The organism is Spirosoma pollinicola (assembly GCF_002831565.1).
Classification (GTDB): domain Bacteria; phylum Bacteroidota; class Bacteroidia; order Cytophagales; family Spirosomataceae; genus Spirosoma; species Spirosoma pollinicola.
This window is the reverse complement of record NZ_CP025096.1, coordinates 4,328,352-4,344,613: the sequence shown is the minus strand read 5'-3', so window position 1 is coordinate 4,344,613 and position 16,262 is coordinate 4,328,352. Positions and strand designations below refer to the sequence as shown.

General features: G+C 49.9%; 14 protein-coding genes, 1 tRNA gene and 2 pseudogenes. 8 read left to right on the top strand and 9 right to left on the bottom strand.

Going from position 1 to position 16,262, the window contains the following annotated elements; translation table 11 throughout:
* Positions 1–131: 131 nt before the first annotated feature.
* From CWM47_RS18295 to CWM47_RS18275, 5 genes are all read right to left on the bottom strand, one after another.
* Entirely contained in the window at positions 132–338 is a 207-nt protein-coding gene (locus CWM47_RS18295; protein ID WP_100989673.1) for a DUF4926 domain-containing protein, read from the bottom strand.
* A 27-nt stretch (positions 339–365) separates the two neighbouring features.
* On the bottom strand, positions 366–656 hold the full coding sequence (locus CWM47_RS18290; RefSeq protein WP_262512025.1) for a type II toxin-antitoxin system PemK/MazF family toxin: 291 nt from the start codon (positions 654–656) through the stop codon (positions 366–368).
* Positions 657–679: 23 nt separating this feature from the next.
* A complete protein-coding gene (locus CWM47_RS18285; protein WP_100989672.1) occupies positions 680–928 on the bottom strand; it encodes a hypothetical protein in 249 nt (82 codons plus the stop codon).
* Between the two features lie 31 nt (positions 929–959).
* A complete protein-coding gene (locus tag CWM47_RS18280; protein ID WP_100989671.1) occupies positions 960–1,184 on the bottom strand; it encodes a hypothetical protein in 225 nt (74 codons plus the stop codon).
* Between the two features lie 100 nt (positions 1,185–1,284).
* Positions 1,285–1,358, bottom strand: a tRNA-Arg gene (locus tag CWM47_RS18275).
* Positions 1,359–1,591: 233 nt separating this feature from the next.
* Here CWM47_RS18275 and CWM47_RS18270 point away from each other — a divergent pair.
* Together CWM47_RS18270 and CWM47_RS18265 are read left to right on the top strand one after the other, a co-directional pair.
* The gene (locus tag CWM47_RS18270) at positions 1,592–1,930 is read left to right on the top strand and encodes a hypothetical protein (RefSeq protein WP_100993933.1); all 339 of its coding nucleotides are present in this window, start codon (positions 1,592–1,594) and stop codon (positions 1,928–1,930) included.
* A 125-nt stretch (positions 1,931–2,055) separates the two neighbouring features.
* Complete coding sequence (locus CWM47_RS18265; RefSeq protein WP_100989670.1) at positions 2,056–2,307, top strand: hypothetical protein; 252 nt, start codon at positions 2,056–2,058, stop codon at positions 2,305–2,307.
* A 77-nt stretch (positions 2,308–2,384) separates the two neighbouring features.
* On the opposite strand, the gene CWM47_RS18260 is transcribed toward CWM47_RS18265, so the two are convergent.
* From CWM47_RS18260 to CWM47_RS18250, 3 genes are read right to left on the bottom strand one after another with little or no spacing between them, the layout of a single operon-like run.
* Entirely contained in the window at positions 2,385–3,725 is a 1,341-nt protein-coding gene (locus tag CWM47_RS18260; RefSeq protein WP_100989669.1) for a DUF4249 domain-containing protein, read from the bottom strand.
* Between the two features lie 23 nt (positions 3,726–3,748).
* Complete coding sequence (locus CWM47_RS18255) at positions 3,749–4,912, bottom strand: DUF4249 domain-containing protein (protein WP_100989668.1); 1,164 nt, start codon at positions 4,910–4,912, stop codon at positions 3,749–3,751.
* Between the two features lie 12 nt (positions 4,913–4,924).
* Positions 4,925–7,321: a TonB-dependent receptor gene (locus CWM47_RS18250; RefSeq protein WP_100989667.1), complete on the bottom strand. Its 2,397-nt coding sequence runs from the start codon at positions 7,319–7,321 to the stop codon at positions 4,925–4,927.
* 98 nt (positions 7,322–7,419) lie between these two features.
* On the opposite strand from CWM47_RS18250, the pseudogene CWM47_RS18245 reads away from it, so the two are divergent.
* Both CWM47_RS18245 and CWM47_RS18240 read left to right on the top strand, forming a co-directional pair.
* Positions 7,420–8,523, top strand: a pseudogene (locus CWM47_RS18245) (DUF4249 domain-containing protein); the annotation flags it as partial.
* A gap of 359 nt (positions 8,524–8,882) precedes the next feature.
* Entirely contained in the window at positions 8,883–10,142 is a 1,260-nt protein-coding gene (locus tag CWM47_RS18240; protein ID WP_100989666.1) for a DUF4249 domain-containing protein, read from the top strand.
* Here CWM47_RS18240 and CWM47_RS18235 read toward each other — a convergent pair.
* Positions 10,117–10,242 (bottom strand): annotated as a pseudogene (locus CWM47_RS18235) (helix-turn-helix domain-containing protein); the annotation flags it as partial. The gene CWM47_RS18240 and the pseudogene CWM47_RS18235 sit on opposite strands and share 26 nt — an antisense overlap.
* 94 nt (positions 10,243–10,336) lie before the next feature.
* Between CWM47_RS18235 and CWM47_RS18230 the strand changes: the two are divergent.
* The 4 genes from CWM47_RS18230 (at position 10,337) to CWM47_RS18215 (ending at position 16,178) form a co-directional block, all read left to right on the top strand.
* Positions 10,337–10,555 carry a hypothetical protein gene (locus CWM47_RS18230; RefSeq protein ID WP_100989665.1) on the top strand — a complete coding sequence of 73 codons (219 nt, stop codon included), beginning with the start codon at positions 10,337–10,339 and terminating at the stop codon, positions 10,553–10,555.
* The gene (locus CWM47_RS18225; protein WP_100989664.1) at positions 10,527–10,967 is read left to right on the top strand and encodes a type II toxin-antitoxin system VapC family toxin; all 441 of its coding nucleotides are present in this window, start codon (positions 10,527–10,529) and stop codon (positions 10,965–10,967) included. The genes CWM47_RS18230 and CWM47_RS18225 overlap by 29 nt, the downstream gene beginning before the upstream one ends.
* Positions 10,958–12,715, top strand: coding sequence for a phospho-sugar mutase (locus tag CWM47_RS18220; protein ID WP_100989663.1), 1,758 nt, complete (start codon positions 10,958–10,960; stop codon positions 12,713–12,715). The genes CWM47_RS18225 and CWM47_RS18220 overlap by 10 nt, the downstream gene beginning before the upstream one ends.
* Positions 12,716–12,929: 214 nt before the next feature.
* Positions 12,930–16,178, top strand: a complete 3,249-nt coding sequence (locus CWM47_RS18215) for a SusC/RagA family TonB-linked outer membrane protein (protein ID WP_100993930.1) — start codon at positions 12,930–12,932, stop codon at positions 16,176–16,178.
* Positions 16,179–16,262: the final 84 nt, after the last annotated feature.

Sequence of the window (16,262 nt, the reverse complement as noted above, 5' to 3'; positions counted from 1 at the left end):
AGATAGAGTGCGCCCTGCAAAGTAAGGGTATTACAAACGGACTTCGCAGGGTATATATTTCCAGTAATCGAGCGGTGAACGGTCAACTTACGCGGCCTTTTCCATATCGCTGTAATGCAACATAACGCGGCCTAAATCAACGGGCGTACTTCGTTCGCGTTTAGTGTTAAAACCCCTACCGTATCACCTTTTGCCGGTCCGCCGATGCGGTTTACAAATTCCACTTCGTATAGATCGCTACTACCGTACACGTGCACGACCGTACCCACGTCACCCCGGCGCAATTGCCGGGCCGGGCGGTCAGTCACTAATGCTACTAGGTCAAGTTCCTGAATCATAGCAAGTAGTTAGGGCGCAATTGTTAATTAATCGGCTAACCGTTGCAACAAGTCACGAAGTAAGGTGTCTGGTATGTACCCAATTGCTCGGTTAATATCGTCAGCAGGTAATGAAATCAGGTTTGACAGTCTGACTACCGACATTGCCCGTAGTTGATTGTCAGCATTTGGCTGTAGCACTTCATCGAAGCCCGGCACAGTTTGCCGTATCTGCGACGAGATAGCACAAACCAAAAAATCACCGTAACCGGGTAATTGACGTAATAATAGAACCGGGCGTGGTTTGTAGACTCCATCTGATTGCTGAATAGATGCGATGGCTATATCTCCCTACTGCATGATTAAGACCGGTTTCGGATAGTATAGGCAGGTACATCGCTATAATCAGGTTCGTCGTCACTATACGCCCGATTCAACACAACATGAGTAGCAGCCCGCCATTCGGCGCGTTCGGTTTCTTCTGTCTGATTCTGCAAAAGTTCGAGTAAACCCGTAACCAATGGGCTAACATGGGGGTCAAGGTTGTGTAAATCAATCGTTAATACAGCAGGGTTGCCGTTAGGGTCGTTAATTACGTGTATGCCTTGCATGGTCGGTATTAGTTTAAGTAACGTGATTGTATCAGGCTACTTTGTGTAAGGGTAAAACCGGAACGGTTGACATACTACCGCTAACGTGTGGGTGTGCCAGCGTTAACAGCGCATTTTGCACCGTTGAAATTTTTATGTACTTCAAAAATTGGCCCTCCGACTTATGCCCGGTTATTTTCATAATCGAGATCGTAATTACCCCCTCTAAAAACGCATTCCTGACGAACAAATGCCGGACCGTATACGTCAAACGCATCGTCGATTTAGTTTATCAACTGTCGACAGACAAAAAAGGCTAATCAGTTGATTTTGAGTTAGTTTAACCCTAATCCTGATTAGCCTACATGGTAAAGTTGTGACCCCGATTGGATTCGAACCAATGACCGCCTTCTTAGAAGGAAGATGCTCTATCCAGCTGAGCTACGGGACCAAACCAATAAGCTGCCTACCGAAGCAAACAACTCACCTATCGTCGTCAATGAGCTGGAATTTAATCCTACGCCTATTGACTAAGAAGGCGCAAAAGTACGTCCATTGCTATTAGTATGCAAAAAACCAGGCTATCAATATCACCTTCTCTATTTGCGGCAACTCAATAATCATAACATTTAGCCAGTATAAGCGGTTATTTACTCATTCATATTCTTAACCCAATTGATGAACATGAGTAGTCAAGCCGAAAATCTGAAAGTTATTTTTTTTGATCCTGAAGCCAACAGTAAGGCGGGAAGTATAGTGGCCGATGCGTATTTCAGCTTTGTGCCTACGTTTAATGAAGGCGACGAGATAAATATGACACTCTCGCGGAAAGAAGCGACGGATGCCACCGTGCATGATCCTATTGGCCACAAAACACATCGTATTCTTAAAACCGACTGGGTCATGATGATCGATGAACAATCGAAAAACGCCCTGGCTACCCTTGTGGTTTCGGTGTCGAAAATTGCTCAACAGGCCGATGTTATTGCCGACTTCCCGACCGTTGTGGCTACCCATGCGTAGTGAAACCCGGCTAAACTAAATCGGGGAGAGTGGTGCAAATAGGGACCATTACGCGATTTGACCGGCGCAAGCGTGCTTTTCATCAAAATAACGCTAACTTGTAAATTGGGAAAACTACCTTAACTATGGCTAGATTCATTGAAGTGACAGTTAGTGCGAAAAAGACATTATTTGATGCCGGACACATTGCAACCGTAATGGACATGGCCGCTGGTTGTTGTATTTATGTTGTAGGAATTGCGCAGCCGTTTGGTGTAACGGAGACGTATCAGGAAGTAGTCAGTGCGCTCAAAAGAGCCCCCGATATTGCTGGTTTTGTGTATTCGATCATTGACCAGACCAAGACAAGCGCTCCACCGGCGGCCTTTGGCTTTTAATCTACGCATACAAAGTGGGTCAATACATAAGAAGCCCGTCCAGCATTTGGACGGGCTTCTTATGTATTGACCCACTTTTAGTCCCGCCAGCCTTCGGGCTTGACGGGCGTTTTTGTATCACTGGGTGAACAGATAGCCGTTGGCGGACGAGGTGGCGCATTGAGCAGTTGTAGCTGCGGGGCTTCAGGGAACGAAGGCTCGGGCATGGGCCGCCGTAGATGGAGCGCGTAGAATAGCTCCTCACCCGGCAAACCTGAATAACCATTTGGGCCAGAGCCGCCCAGCGATACACCATAGGCATCTTTTCGGTCGAGCCAGTAGCGAAACGAGGCCACCGCAGAAGCCGTAAAATACCCCACAACTGCTTCCCGGTCATTCGCTACATTATGTACGTTACCTGCCAAAGCCGAGGGGGGCGTATCGGCCAGACCTCCGGTATTCTGCGTCTGTTGCTGAAAGAGTTGAAAATAACGATAAGCATCGGGCGTAAGCGAACTTTGCCGGACGTCAACTAAACCCGGATTATGGTCATAAAAAGGGATTTGAGCTACTTCCTTGTTTAGAATCACCCCCCCGTTGGAATACTGGTCGCTGAACAGATTAAAATCATGACTGTAAATGATCTCCCAGCACTGTCCCCGGCAGTTATAATCGTAGGTGTATTCAGGTACGGGATTTCGTAATGAATACGGTGGGGGCGTTAGCTCATAATAACAGTCTTCCAGCAGTTTAGTATTGCCGGATATGTACAGGTAAAAGTTACCTCCCGGCGGAGGAGCCTCCATCAATTGGGTCGTTATATCGCCATAGATAGCGTACACACCTTTGTAGCAGGTTTTACACCACTCCTGCTTTTCGTAAAGTTTCCAGTCCCATCGGTAATAGTTTCGGGCATCAGCCGGATCGTTGACATCAATGAACAGGTCATGGCCAGCGGTGTAATACCCGCCTAAGGCAGGAAAAATACTTTTGGGGTTAAACTGTGACGTCACGTTGTTAATGGGTGGGACAGCTTGAATGATCTGCTGATTCGATGCATATTGGGTGCCATCACTGAGTGTAAAGCGCAGTTGGTAGGCATGTCCAATCTGGCCTTTAAAATCGCTGGGTAGCTGATAGCTGCCATCTACGGTCTCATGACAAGGCACAATCTGCGCCGAGTCCACTACGACTTCGACGATGGCTTTAGTAATGGGTCGGCTACCAAATCGCCCGGTGAGCGGATCCGATTTTGATCGGTTTAGCCGGATAATCTGTTCTTCGGCCAGATTGGTTAGGGTCCCATCCACCACAATGATATCCACCGTACCACGCAGAAGAATATCTTCCGGGTCTACACAGGCCAGCGGCACCATTACCAGCAGGAACCATCTCAGCGAATAAAAAAAAAGACGTAGTTGTGTGAAGGCGCGAGTCATAACGAGACATGTTGAGTATTGGCTTAGTCTCGCCAGCCTACTGGCTTATAGGGCGTTCGGGTGTCACTCGATACACAAACGGCCAGGGGGGGGCGATCCCGACCGGTTGCTGGTTCATTGATGGGTGCATGCCCGTTCAGAGCATCAAATAAGCCAGGGGCGATACCACTCGCATCACTTCGGCTTAACCAGTACCGAACAACAGACACACTCGATACGGTGAAATAACCCACCACAGGTTCATTTTTCTTCGCCACATTCTGCACGTTACCCACTAACAGGGCAGGCTGCCCGGCGGCCACACCACCTGTAGCCTGGGTCTGCTCGTCCAATCGTTTCAGGTATTCATGGGCATTTTTGGTTAATGAGCTTTGTCTAAGCTCAACCAGGCAAGCCTCTTTCGAATACAGCGGTACCCGGCCAATGAGCAACCCCTTTACCGAATTGCCATTGCTGAACTGATCATCGAATAAAACCAGATTATTGCTGTAGAGAATTTCCCAACAGGCCGTTCGACAATTGTAATCGTAATTGGGGAAAGACGAATTAAGATTAGCGCTTACACAATCTTCGATTAAATTGCCTTGAGCATCCCGGATTTGGTAGAGTCCCCGGTTGCAGCTTCGGCACCACTCCTGGCGTTCCCAATCCCGCCATTCCCACCGATAAAAATTGGCTTGATCTGCCGGATCGGTAAAATCCACATAGAAATCATGAGCGGCTGTGTAGATATTATTTAACCGCTCTGTGACGGTTAAACTAGTGGGGTTAAACACAGCGCGAACTTGCCCGATGGCTGCCACCGGCTGAAGTACCTCTGGAGTTGATTCGTAGTGGGCACCATCCAACAAGGTGAACTTAAGCTGATAGACATGGCCTGTTTGCCCTCGAAAGTCACTGGGTAGCTGATAGCGGCCATCGGTGGTTTCTTCGGCCACGACAACGGTTACGGAATCAATCACTAGCTGTACGACGGCCCGGGTGACGGGCACATACCCGAATCGACCGCTGAGCACATCCGCCTGGGAGCGATTAAGGCGAATAACTTGTGTCTCGGCTACATCCGTAATAGTGCCGTCCACAATCAACACATTCAGTGAACTATTGACTGTGGATTCAATAGGATCCACACAGGTAAACAGGCCCAGACAACTACAAAGGACAAACAGAAGAAGGAAAGGACGCATGCTGTGCTGATGTTATTTGAACTCGAAATTGTAAGTCAAACTCGGTATCGGTGCGCCAAAAATGCTGAGTCGGTAGGGGTTTGTGGCTTGCCCTTCGGTGCGGTAAAAGATCGAATACACGTTCCTGCGGCCATACAGATTATAGACCGTGAAGGTCCAGTGCCCCTGCCAGCGCCGATTTTTCAAGCTCGGATTGTAGATGTTCCAGGCAAAATCCAGGCGGTGATAGTCAGGCAACCGGTATTGGTTGCGCTCGTTGTAGTATGGATACGTCCGCCCCTGATAGCGAATAAAGCCTTCCGGTGCCGTGTAAGGCCGGCCCGTGCTGTAGGCAAAATTAAACGAAAAGCTATGATGGCGCCCCTGGTTAATGTTCAGGCTCATGTTCAAGCTGTGCGGCCGGTCGTAGTTGGCACTATACCAGTTGCCGCCGTTAATCTGCTGCTGAAAATCGACGCCCTGATTCACCTGATTCAGCGTTCGGGCGTAAGTGTAATTGACCCAGCCCGTTAGCTCGCCTTTTTTCTTGGACACCATCACCTCCAGCCCATACGCTTTGCTTTTGCCCGGCAGCAGTTGGGTTTCGGGGTATTGCTGCAACAGGAAATCAGCGCCCGGCTTATAGTCCAGAATATGCTGCGTGCTGCGCCAGTATACTTCCGCCGACATCTCGAAAATGTTATTTTTCGAATTCTGAAAATACCCCGCCGACCATAACTGGCTCACTTGTGGTTGAATGTGGGCATCCGACGTTTTCCAGCGTGAAGTTGGCAAGGGTGTGGTTGTGTTGGTGATTACCTGCAAATACTGCCGCATCAGGTTGTAGCCCAGCTTGATAGACGAATTAGGCGTAAGCGCATAACGCAGTCCCAGCCGGGGTTCGAGTCCGCCGTACTGCTTGCTCACCTGCCCGGCTCCGAACACCGTAGAATCCACAACAGTCGTCGCGTCGGGGACTTCGCCGTTCGCATACGTTCGCACCACCGATGGCCCCAGATTTAAAAAATGCGAGTAGCGTAACCCCGCCGATACCGCCAGTTTGTCCGACAGGCTGATCTCATCTTCGGCATGGATGGCAAATTCCATCGCATTTTCGATGGGTGTTTTCTGGTAATTGACCGCCAGCGAGTTACCGGGTATTAACTCGCCGGGGTTCAATCGGTAATGCGTCCCGCTGATACCAATTTCGATCTTCTGATTTTCTAACTGGTAGTTCAGGTTCGACTTGATCTGCCGTTGCAAGAGCGATTGTTTCAGGATAACTTTATTATCGGTACTGTCTTCGGTCGACAGAATTCGGGGAATATACTGCGCCACCAACGCCGTTGTTTGCAGGTTCACCCGATCATTGAACGCATGAAACCAGCGCACCATACCGTTGGCCGTTTGCTGAGCGTATTGGGTATTTACGGCATTGACATTGGCGAGGCTTCCCAGCAAATTCGTCTGAAACAGATCCTGACTGTAATAGCCCATCGCCGTTACGGTATTCCTGTCATTTACCCGCCAGAACAGCTTCGCAGTACCATCGCCAAACTTGGCCCGGATATTGTCAAAGCGGGGCGACACCGCCCGGAGCAGAAAATCATTGAACGCCCCCCTGCCCGACACCAACAAGGCCAGTTTACCTTTCACAATGGGCGTTTCGACCGTGAGCCGGTTCGCCACCAGGCTGACCCCGCCACTCATCTGGAATTTGTTGAGATCAGGATTTCGCAGGCTGATGTCCAGCACCGAGGCCGCCCGTCCGCCGTAACGAGCCGGTACGTTCCCCTTATATAAATCCAGCCCACTCACCGCATCGGGCGGAAACACCGAAAACAGCCCGAACATGTGCGTGGGGTTGAAAATAGGCGTATCATCCAGCAGAATCAGGTTCTGGTCCGTCGTGCCGCCCCGAATGTTGACCCCGTTGGCGGCTTCGCCTACACTGCTCACACCGGGCAACATTTGCAGACTTCGCAAAATGTCGACCTCACCCAGGGCTGCGGGCATCTTTTTAAGGGTAGAAATATTAATCTGGCTCACGCCCAGAAGAGGTTGGCGCACGTTGCGGTCGTAGCCTTTACTAGTCACGACGACCTCTTCCAACTGGCTGGCCACCGAGGGCAAACGAACATCGAACGTTGTGTTACCCCGCACATAGAGGGTTGTCCGAAAGGGCACAAAGCCCAACTGCCTGACCACCAGAATATGTTGCCCGATACGGGTCTTGATCGAGAAATTACCGTCGGCATCGGTGTAGGTGCCGGTCGTCGATTTTTCGTAATCGAGCACCACGGCGGCCCGCACAATGGGTTGCTGGCTGGCCGAATCCCGCACTGTGCCCGAGAGGGTGTAGAGGATTTGGGCACCAGCTAATTGACCGAGCAGCGTCAGGAACAGGACAGTCAGTAAAAGTCGTTTCATTCAACCAAAAGGTAAGGGTGTGGTACTCGTTGCTTATTACCTACTAAAATCATCAATAGCACATATCTACCTATAACTATAGTAATACAGCGCAGGATATGTCAAAACCAGTCAGCGTGTTATTTATCAACTATTTCTGGTTAAATTACCTTTTTGTTTTGATTATGCGTTTGCTAGTTTACGCGGTTAGCTGTCTGTTAACGGCTTTTTTACTCTCCGCCTGTGTTGACCAACTTGACCTGACACTCAATGGAACGGTCGATATCCTTGTCGTCGACGGCACGATAACCGACCAGGCCGAACCCCAGATTATTCGACTTAACCGTTCAAAATCAGACCCGCTTACCGGGCGTTTTGGGGCTACACCCATTACCAAAGCAACGGTCGAAGTAGTTGTTGACTCTACTCAACGAATCGTTTGTCACGAAACTGAAGCCGGTAGCTATCAACTGCCCAGCGATTTTAAAGGGCAGATTGGTCATGCCTATCAACTGCGCTTTACGCTTAGCGACGGCACACACTACCAGTCTACACAGCAGATTATGCAAGCGGTGCCGCCCATTGGAAAGGTATCGGCTCAATTTAACCCTACCAGCCTGCCGGTCGGGCTGCAGTTAACGGGCGGCTACCGGGCCGGGCACGACATCAGCATCGACTGGCAAGACCCCGCCAATCAGCATAATTATTACCGATGGGAATGGAAACTCTGGGAGAAACAGGATTGGTGCCGGAGTTGTCAGCAAGGTATTTATGCCGTTAATACCGTTCAGCCTCATGTTTACAAAGACAGGACATTTTATGTGTCGGGCGATGATCTGTATGAAAACTGCTTCGTGCCGATAAATTATTTTGAAGCCGCACAACCCCCGTTTCCCAATGGATTGTATGTGTATGATTACCCCTGCCGAACGCAATGCTGGGAGATTTTATACAGCTCGTCGCTCAATGTCTTCGACGATCAGTTTACCAACGGAAGTCAGATTACGGGCCGTAACATAGCTCAGATTCCGTACTACGACAGCACCGCAGCCCTGGTCGAAGTGCGGCAGTTGTCGTTGCCGCAACCGGCCTACAGTTATTTCAAACGCTTTCAGGATCAGACCCAGAATACAAACGGCCTTACCGACTCGACCCCCTCAGCAGCCGTTGGTAATGTCCAAAATACCGCTAATCGGCAGGAGCCGGTCGTGGGGTATTTCACTGCCTCGGCGGTTTGGGCAGTGCGGTATTTTCTGGACCGAAAAAACGTAATTGGCCTCCCTTTTGGCCAAACAGACCCGACAACCAAGTCCGTTCTGCCAGGTTCTGAACTCTTTTATTCCCTAAACCTGAGGCAACCCATTCCCGAACCAATTTACCCCTACCCCAACATTCGGCTCTTTGGTGGCCCTCCCCGACCAGTAACGGCCATTTGCGTTCCCAGCTCCAGCCGAACGCCCTTTACACCAGCGGGTTGGCGGGACCAATAATGATAAGAAAGCTATCAGTTGATAACTAGTAAATATGTATACGTATAGCCTTTTGCTGACTGGCATTACATCAGTACTAAACTCAATGGTTTATGCATTCGTCAGTCAAAGGTCTGCTCGCCATTGCAACGGTAATCTGTCTATTACTTTCCTGTGTCGACCCGGAAGAACTGATCCTGCGCGGTACGGTAGACATTATTGTTGTGGATGGAACGGTCACCAATCTGGCTGAACCCCAGGTGATTCGCATAAACCGGTCCCGCGCGGACCCGCTTACCGGGCGGTTTGGTGTACTCCCCATCACCAAAGCCGTCGTTCAGGTCATTGTTGATTCAGCCCAGGTAATCGACTGTCACGAGACGGTAGATGGTACGTATCAATTACCGAGCGATTTCAAGGGGCAGATCGGCCACGCGTATCAGCTTCAATTTACACTCAGTAACGGCACACACTACGCATCTACCCAGCAGATCATGCCGCTAGTACCAGCTATTGATCGGGCACAGGTGGTCTTTAACAAAACCAGTTTACCGCTGGGTCTATATCCCAATAATTTCAGGTCGGGCTACGATATTCTCCTGTACACACAGGACCCGCCCAATGAACGAAATCGGTATCGGTGGGACTGGACACTGTATGAAAAACAGAAATGGTGCCGGAGTTGCTATAGAACCGTTTACATCGACTCAACACAACAGTCTTATATCCAAAACGGTGTATATGTTACAGTTAAGAAGGGAGTCGAAGATTGTGTTGAACCAGTATCAAAACCCAACGGCGATTTTTATAATGATTATGCATGCCGCACGGCCTGTTGGGACATCATTCGTAACTATCCGCTCAGTCTGTTCGATGACCAGCTTACGAATGGAGGTTTGCTCGCGGGTCGCAACGTGGCTCAGGTTCCGCTTCTCACCCGTCAGCCCGCTCTGCTTGTTCTCCGCCAGTTGTCGCTTACACCAGACGCCTACCGGTATTTTGATCTCTTCCGGCAACAGACCCAAAATTCGGGCGGCCTTGCCGATACACCGCCAACGGCTCTGATTGGGAATATTCGTAATCAGGCAAACACTCGCGAGGCCGTCGTTGGTTTTTTTACCGCCACTGCCGTGTCGACCAGCCGAACCTGGCTCGATAAGAAAGATGCGACAACGATACCACTAGGGTCTTATGATGATCTGGGTAACATTGTCCAGTTCGAGGATGAATTATTTTTCGCCTTAATTCGTCGGCAACCCAGTGCTGGATCAGGTGTTCCGCTCACGCCCGGTGGAGCCGATCGAACCATAACGGCGCCCTGTATTCCCGGCGACAATCGAACGCCGTTTAAACCGGAAGGCTGGCAGAATTGATCTCGGCTTCGTGCACATACTCCAGCAAATCGCCGGGCTGGCAGTCCAACGCCCAACATAGAGCCTCTAAAGTACCAAAGCGAATGGCTTTTGCTTTACCCTACGTTTACATAGGCATGATTGGGTGAAACTAGGCTGTAAGTTTGTGAGGTATTAGTATAATTGTAATTTTGGCCGATAAACTCATTAAACGTATGGAAGCCGTTGACGCGATTTTAAACGAGGTAGATAAACTGCAACCTGATGAGAAGCTAAAACTCCTTCATCAGTTAGTAGATCGAATGTTGGCAACACCTGTATATACAGTAATCGACAAAATTAATTTTGATAAATATGTCGGCGTAGGCAAGAATGTATGGGAGCAGGATGCACAACTTTATGTAAATGAAAGTCGATCTAATGAACGGTTTTAAATCAGCTTTTCTAGACACAGCCCCGTTCATCTACTTGATTGAAGGTCATTTGCAATTTGCACCTGTTGTAAAAGACATTCTTATTTATTGTCAAAACCACGCCGTTGTTGTAACAACCTCTGTTCTTACCGGGTTAGAGTTTAAAACAAAACCCTTACGTGCAAACCGTTTGGATGTATTAAGCGCATTTGACGAGCTTATTTCGGTCTCGCATATAAATGTCGTTTCGATCACAGCCGAAATTATTCACGAAGCACTTATCCTACAAACACAATTACTTAGTTTAAGAGCGATGGATTCTATGCAACTTGGTGCAGCAGTCGTTCACCAATGCGATGTGTTCATTACCAATGATAAACGACTGGCTTCAATTACTAAACCCCAAATTATTACACTTGACCAATGGAAGTAACCCTTGACTCCCCTACTCAGCAACGCGTTGACCAGTGGCTTGGCGGCAACTACGATGCCGCTACTAAAGAAACGATCCAGCACCTGATCGACTCAGGCAACATTACCGAACTGACCGACTCTTTTTACCGCGATCTTGAATTCGGTACCGGTGGCCTGCGGGGTATTCTGGGCGTTGGCTCGAACCGCATGAACCGCTACACCGTTGGGGCCGCTACGCAGGGGCTTTCCAACTACATCAATGCGGCTTTTCCCGGCGAAGACATCAGCGTGGCTATTGCCCACGACAGCCGCCGGATGAGCCCGGAGTTTGCTCGTCTGGTAGCCGATATTTTTTCGGCCAACGGCATCAAGGTGTACCTGTTCAGCGCCCTGCGCCCCACCCCCGAACTCTCGTTTGCGATTCGGCAACTGGGTTGCCAGAGTGGTATTGTCGTGACGGCGTCGCACAACCCTCCCGAGTACAACGGCTATAAAGTGTACTGGAACGATGGCGGTCAGGTAGTGGCTCCACACGACAAGGGCATCATTGGCGAGGTTAACAAGATTACGTCTGTCGAGGACATCAAATTTGACGGTGTGCCCGAACGGATTCACCTGATCGACGAAGAGATTGACGCGCCTTATGTCGAGCGTGTTAAATCGAACGCCGTTAATCCTGACGTTATTAAACGGCAGGCAAATCTGAACATCGTTTACACGCCAATTCACGGCACTGGCATCACGCTCGTGCCCCGTGTTCTGGATGCGCTGGGCTTTACCAACGTGCACATTGTCGAAGAGCAGGCTACGCCCGATGGCAACTTCCCAACGGTGAAATCGCCAAACCCCGAAGAACGGGCAGCGATGCAACTGGCCCTCGATCTGGCCAACAAACTCAACGCCGATCTGATTATGGCTACCGACCCCGACGCCGACCGTGTGGGCGCCGGAGCCCGCAATCACCACGGCGAATTTGAGTTGCTGAACGGCAACCAGATGGCCAGCCTGATTATTTATTACCTGCTCAACGCCTGGAAAGACGCGGGCAAACTAAACGGTAAGGAGTTTGTGGCCAAGACCATTGTGACCACCGACCTCATCGACAAGATGTGCGAACGCTACGGGGTTAACTGCTACAACACTCTGACTGGCTTCAAATACATTGCCGAGGTTATTCGTGAACTGGAAGGCAAAGAGCAGTTCATTGGCGGTGGCGAAGAAAGTTACGGCTACCTCATCGGCGATTTTGTCCGTGACAAAGACGCCATTGCGTCCTGCGCCATCATTGCCGAACTGACTGCCTACGCTAAAGATCAGGGCAAGAGCCTGTTTGACATGCTGATGGCGATGTACCAAGAGAACGGTTTCTACTACGAAGCCCTGGTGTCGATCACGAAAAAAGGAAAAGCCGGTGCCGAAGAAATCCAGCAGATGATGGCCGACTTCCGGGCTAATCCACCAAAATCAATTGCCGGTTCGGCTGTCGTTCGGGTAGACGATTATAAAGCGCTAACTCGTCTTGACCCTAAAAGTGGTCAATCTGCGGCAATTGAAGCGGGTAAAATGGGTATCGAATCATCGAACGTATTACAGTTCTTTACCGAAGACGGCACTAAAATATCTGCCCGCCCATCGGGAACGGAGCCTAAAATCAAGTTTTACGTTAGTGTGGTAGAGCCGCTCGAAAGCAAAGAAGCCTTTGATGATACTTACGCGCAATTGAAAGCCAAAGTGCAGAAAGTAATCGATGATTTGCAACTGAGTTAGAATGAGTAAGCCATGAAAATATGACTTATTAAACAAATTGTATTATTTAAGTAACATCAAGCCTGCCTGTTTTCACAGGCAGGCTTTTTTTGTACATTATTAATTTATTATACTACTGTAAGGATTAATTAGAATTCTACTGATCGAGGCTTTAAGGAGTAATACTTAAGTAGTAGCCACAATTTCAGTTCACCTAATTCTAATTATTCTCATGATGAAACACGCTTTACGACAAGCGTACCGCACGTTGCCTCTGTTTATACTCAGTTGGCTTCTGTGCCTGGGTGCTTTTGCCCAGGAACGCAAAATTTCCGGTCGTATTACCGACGGAAACGACAACAGTGGTTTACCCGGTGCCAACGTCGTGGTAAAGGGAACGCAAACGGGTGTTGTGACAGATGCCAATGGGCAATTTTCACTGAACGTAGCCGCAAATCGCGATGTACTCACCATTTCGGCTATTGGCTATGCCTCGCAGGAGGTGACCATTGGTTCGCGCACTGCGCTGGCTATCGCCCTGGCTCCCGACATCAAGACGCTGAATGAAGTAGTTGTTACGGGTTATGGCGCACAGGCTAAACGCGACATTACGGGGGCGGTTGCTACGGTCGATACCAAGCAACTCCTGTCCGTTCCGGCAACGAACGTTGGGCAGGCACTTCAGGGTCGCGTGGCGGGGGTACAGGTTGGTAACGAAAACGCACCGGGTGGTGGCGTCATGGTTCGTATCCGTGGTTTCGGTACCATCAACGACAACTCCCCCCTCTATGTTATTGACGGTGTACCCACCAAAGGAAACCTTAACACCTTGAATCTCAATGATGTTGAGAGTATGCAAATCCTGAAGGATGCCTCTGCTGCGTCTATCTATGGGTCGCGGGCCGGTAATGGTGTGGTCATTATTACGACCAAGAAAGGAAAAGCCGGTAAGCCTAAATTCACCTACGACACCTACTATGGCTCGCAGCGGCACGGCAAATTGCTCGACATGCTCAACACACAGGAGTACGCTCAGCTAATCTGGGAATCCCGGATTAACTCTGGTGTGGTGGGTGCCAACGGGAATCCCGTTCATTCGCAGTTTGGCAATGGCGCAACGCCCGTTATACCTGATTTTGTCCTGCCAAGTGGCGCATCAGCCAGCGACCCTCGCCTGGCCCGCAACCCCGACGGCACGTATGTTAATTACAACAACGACATCAGTTCCTCGAAATTTCTGCTGATTACGCCAGCCAATAAAACGGGCACTAACTGGCTTGAAGAGATTTTCAAAACGGCTCCGATCCAGAACCACCAACTGGGCGTTTCGGGTGGTAGCGAGACGGGTCGGTATGCCATGTCGCTGAACTACTTCAATCAGGACGGTATCATGAAATATACCGGCTATAAGCGGTATTCGCTTCGGGCCAACACGGAGTTCAACATTAACAAACGCGTGCGTGTTGGTCAAAATTTCCAGGTGGCCTATGGCGAACGGATTGGTCAGCCCAATGGCAATAACGCCGAGAGCAATCCCGTTTCGTTTGCCTATCGGATTCAGCCGATCATTCCGGTGTATGACGTAGCCGGAAATTTTGCCGGTACGCGCGGTGGCGATCTCGATAATGCCAACAACCCGATGGCACTGTTGTATCGGAACAAAGACAATGTACAGAAGGAAATGCGCTTGTTCGGCAACGCCTATGCCGAGGTCGACATTCTCCCGAATCTGACGGCTCGTACCAGTTTCGGTATTGACTATAACCTGTTCAATTACCGAAACTACACGATTCGCGACATCGAATCGGCCGAAGCGCGTGGCTCCAATACCTTAACGACTAACAACAGCTACGAGTGGACCTGGACCTGGTACAACACCCTGACCTATAACATAAATCTGGGAGACCGCCACCGTTTCAACGTCATAGCGGGTACCGAGTCGATCAAAAGCTATTTTGAGTTCTTTGATGCCAGCCGTACCAACTTCGCCGTAGACGACATCGAAAACCGCTACCTCAGCGCCGGTACGGGGGTGCAGACCAACAATGGTGGCGCATCGAACTGGCGGCTGGCTTCGGAATTCGCTAAACTCAACTACGCTCTGGACGATAAATACCTGATTGACCTGACCGTACGTCGCGACCGCTCTTCGCGCTTCGCGCCCGAGTTCCGGTCGGCGGTGTTTCCGGCTGCCAGTGTCGGCTGGCGTGTATCCAAAGAAAACTTCTTTAAGCCGCTCACCCTCATTAATGACCTGAAATTCAGGGCGGGCCTGGGCCAGACAGGTAACCAGGAAATTGGTAACTATAACTCCTATACGCAGTTCAGCACCAACCCGGCCACTTCATTTTATGACATCAACGGCACTCGCACATCAGCCATTCCGGGTTATGAGCTGACGCAGTTTGGTAACGCGAAAGCCAAGTGGGAAACCACGACCAGTTTGAACATTGGCTTCGACGCCTTATTGCTCAAAAACAAACTGAGCATAGGTTTCGACTGGTATACCCGCACCACCTCAGATATGCTCTTCCCGGTGCAGGCTCCTCTTACGCAGGGCGTGGCTACGGTTCCTTTTCAGAACATCGGTTCGATGCGCAACCGGGGTGTTGATCTGATGATTAACTACGGCGACAAAATCGGTAACAGCGGTTTAAGTTATAATGTAGGAGCCAACTTCAGTACCTACCGTAACGTAGTTACGAAAACTAACGGCGACCCAAGCACGCAGTACTTTGGTATCAATGACGAGCGGATTCAGAACTTCGTTGTTACGCAGCAGGGCTCGCCCCTCGCGTCCTTCTTCGGCTACACAATTGACGGCATTTTCCAGACCAATGAAGAAGCAAAAGCCGCTCCTGTACAGTTTGGCAATGCCGCTTCGGAAAATGTGGCCGGTCGGTTCAAATTCCGCGACATCAACGGCGATGGGGTTATCAATACCAAAGACCTCAGCATCATTGGCAGCCCGCACCCCAAATTCACCTATGGCCTGAATGTAAATCTGAATTACAAGAACTTCGGGCTTACGCTGTTTGGTCAGGGTGTTCAGGGCAATCAGATTTTCAACTACACGAAGTACTGGACAGATTTCCCAACCTTTGGCGGCAACCGCAGTAGCCGGATGCTGTATCAGTCATGGCGTCCCGGCGCAACAGATGCCATCCTGCCGCAGCTTCGGTCGAGCGACCAGGTTAGTATTCAGCCGTCGACCTACTACCTCGAAAGTGGTTCGTATTTCCGGATGAAAAACATCCAGCTAACGTACCAACTACCAAAGTTACTGCTGTCGAAACTGGGCTTATCGGCCACGTCGGTTTACATACAGGGGCAAAACCTGTTCACGGCAACGAAGTACTCAGGCATGGACCCCGAAGTTAATCTGCGCGCTTATTCGTCGGGCAACGACCGCCAGATTGGCGTTGATGGCGGATCATACCCAGTAGCGAAAACGGTATTGGTAGGTCTGAATCTAGCTTTTTAATGAATAATGTATGATGAGTAATGAATAATGACTATGGTCAGTGGCCTGATTCGCCAGTTATCCATTTTACATTTTACATTTTAC